Below are 2,375 nucleotides of genomic sequence, written 5' to 3' on the forward strand. Positions count from 1 at the left end.
CCCGCCTGCTGGGCCCCGCCCTCAGCCGCCGCTACTGGCAGCTGGCCTTCCTCACCCTCGGCTTCCCGCTCATCGCCAACGCCTGGGGCTGGATCTTCACCGAGATGGGCCGCCAGCCCTGGGTCGTCTACGGCCTGCTGCGCACCTCCGACGCCGTCTCCCCCGGCGTCTCCCAGGCCGAGGTGCTGATCTCGATGACCGTCTTCACCCTCCTGTACGCGGTCCTCGCCGTGATCGAGGTGAGGCTCCTGGCCAAGTACGTCAAGGCCGGACCGCCCGAGCTCACCGAGGCCGACCTCGACCCGCCCACCCGGATCGGCGGCCACGACAAGGACGACGCCGACCGCCCCATGGCCTTCTCCTACTAGGTCCGACCGAGGTTTCCCGATGGAACTCCACGACGTCTGGTTCGTCCTGATCGCCGTCCTGTGGACCGGCTACTTCTTCCTGGAGGGCTTCGACTTCGGAGTCGGCGTCCTCACCCGGCCGCTGGCCCGCGACCGCCGCGAGCGCCGCGTACTGATCAACACCATCGGCCCGGTCTGGGACGGCAACGAGGTCTGGCTGCTGACGGCCGGCGGCGCCACCTTCGCCGCCTTCCCCGACTGGTACGCCACCCTCTTCTCCGGCTTCTACCTGCCCCTCCTGATCATCCTCGTCTGCCTGATCATCCGCGGCGTCGCCTTCGAGTACCGCGCCAAGCGGCCCGAGGAGAAGTGGCAGACCAACTGGGAGCGCGCCATCTTCTGGACCTCCCTGATCCCCGCCTTCCTGTGGGGCGTGGCCTTCGCCAACATCGTCCGCGGCGTCGCCATCGACGCGAACAAGGAGTACACCGGCGGCCTGCTGGACCTGCTGAACCCCTACGCCCTGCTCGGCGGCGCGACGACCCTCGCCCTGTTCACCTTCCACGGCGCCGTCTTCACCGCCCTGAAGACCGTCGGCGACATCCGCGTCCGGGCCCGCGCCCTCGCCGTACGCCTGGGCCTGCTCACCGCCGCCCTCGCCGTCGCCTTCCTCGGCCGGACCCAGCTCGACCGCGGCGACACCGCCACCCTGATCGCCCTGGCCGTCGCCGCGCTCGCCCTGCTCGCGGCAGTCCGCGCGATCGCCGCCGGACGCGAGGGCTGGTCCTTCACCCTCTCCGGCGCCACCGTCGTCGCGGCCGTCGCCATGCTCTTCCTCGCGCTCTACCCGAACGTCATGCCCTCCACGCTCGACCCCGCCTGGAGCCTGACGGTCACCAACTCCGCCTCCTCCCCCTACACCCTGACGATCATGACCTGGCTGGCCGCCCTGGCCACTCCGCTCGTGCTCCTCTACCAGGGCTGGACATACTGGGTGTTCCGCAAGCGCATCGGCACCCAGCACATCGCGGACACCCCACACCCGGAACCGGAAACCACCCGCACATGAAGCCCGTCGACCCCCGCCTGCTCCGGTACGCCCGCACCACCCGCGTCTTCCTCGCGGCCACCGTGGTGCTGGGTCTGGCCGGAGCGGGCCTGGTCATCGCCCAGGCCGTGCTCATCGCCGAGATCGTCGTACGGGCCTTCCAGCACCGCACACCCCCCACCGAACTCACCACCCCCCTCGTCCTCCTCGCCGCCGTCTCCCTCGGCCGCGCCCTGGTCGCCTGGCTCACCGAACTGGCCGCCCACCGCTCCTCCGCGGCGGTCAAGTCCGAACTGCGCCTGCGCCTGCTCACCCACGCCACCGCCCTCGGCCCCGCCCGCCTGGACAAGCCCACCGGCGAACTGGCCAACCTCGCCACCCGCGGCATCGACGCCCTCGACGACTACTTCGCCCGCTACCTCCCCCAGCTCGCGCTGGCCGTCGTCGTCCCCGCCGCCCTGATCGCGCGCATCCTCACCGACGACTGGATCTCGGCGGCGACCATCGCCGTCACCCTCCCCCTGATCCCGGTCTTCATGGTCCTGATCGGCTGGGCGACCCAGGCCCGCACGGACCGCCAGTGGCGCCTGCTGTCCCGCCTGTCCGGCCACTTCCTCGACGTCGTCGCCGGCCTGCCCACCCTCAAGGTCTTCGGCCGGGCCAAGGCCCAGGCCGAGAACATCCGCGCCATCACCGCCGACTACCGCCGCGCCACCCTGCGCACCCTGCGGATCGCGTTCCTCTCCTCCTTCGCCCTCGAACTGCTCTCGACGATCTCCGTCGCCCTCGTCGCCGTCGGCATCGGCATGCGCCTGGTCCACGGCGAACTCGACCTCTACACCGGCCTGGTCGTGCTGATCCTCGCCCCCGAGGCGTACCTCCCCCTGCGCCAGGTCGGCGTCCACTACCACGCCGCCGCCGAGGGCCTCGCCGCGGCGGAGGACGTCTTCTCCACCCTCGAAACCGACGCCCCCGCCCCC

Annotated in this window: 3 protein-coding genes; all 3 read left to right on the plus strand. The window is 71.4% G+C overall.

Annotation, left to right across the window (positions count from 1 at the left end; all coding sequences use genetic code 11):
* The coding region (locus L7D48_RS28190; protein WP_237883836.1) for a cytochrome ubiquinol oxidase subunit I at positions 1 to 368 on the plus strand (368 nt) is incomplete at its 5' end.
* A 19-nt stretch (positions 369 to 387) separates the two neighbouring features.
* The gene (gene cydB / locus L7D48_RS28195; RefSeq protein WP_237883838.1) at positions 388 to 1,416 is read left to right on the plus strand and encodes a cytochrome d ubiquinol oxidase subunit II; all 1,029 of its coding nucleotides are present in this window, start codon (positions 388 to 390) and stop codon (positions 1,414 to 1,416) included.
* Positions 1,413 to 2,375, plus strand: a 963-nt coding sequence (locus L7D48_RS28200; RefSeq protein ID WP_256463362.1) for an ABC transporter ATP-binding protein/permease, incomplete at its 3' end; no start/stop codon positions are given. The genes cydB and L7D48_RS28200, both read left to right, overlap by 4 nt.

Source organism: Streptomyces sp. ICN903, assembly GCF_022015835.1.
GTDB classification, from domain to species: domain Bacteria; phylum Actinomycetota; class Actinomycetes; order Streptomycetales; family Streptomycetaceae; genus Streptomyces; species Streptomyces fenghuangensis.

Excerpts from the sequence above, each read along its gene's own strand:
- cydB (WP_237883838.1), top strand. The coding sequence starts at position 388 with ATGGAACTCCACGACGTCTGGTTCGTCCTGATCGCCGTCCTGTGGACC.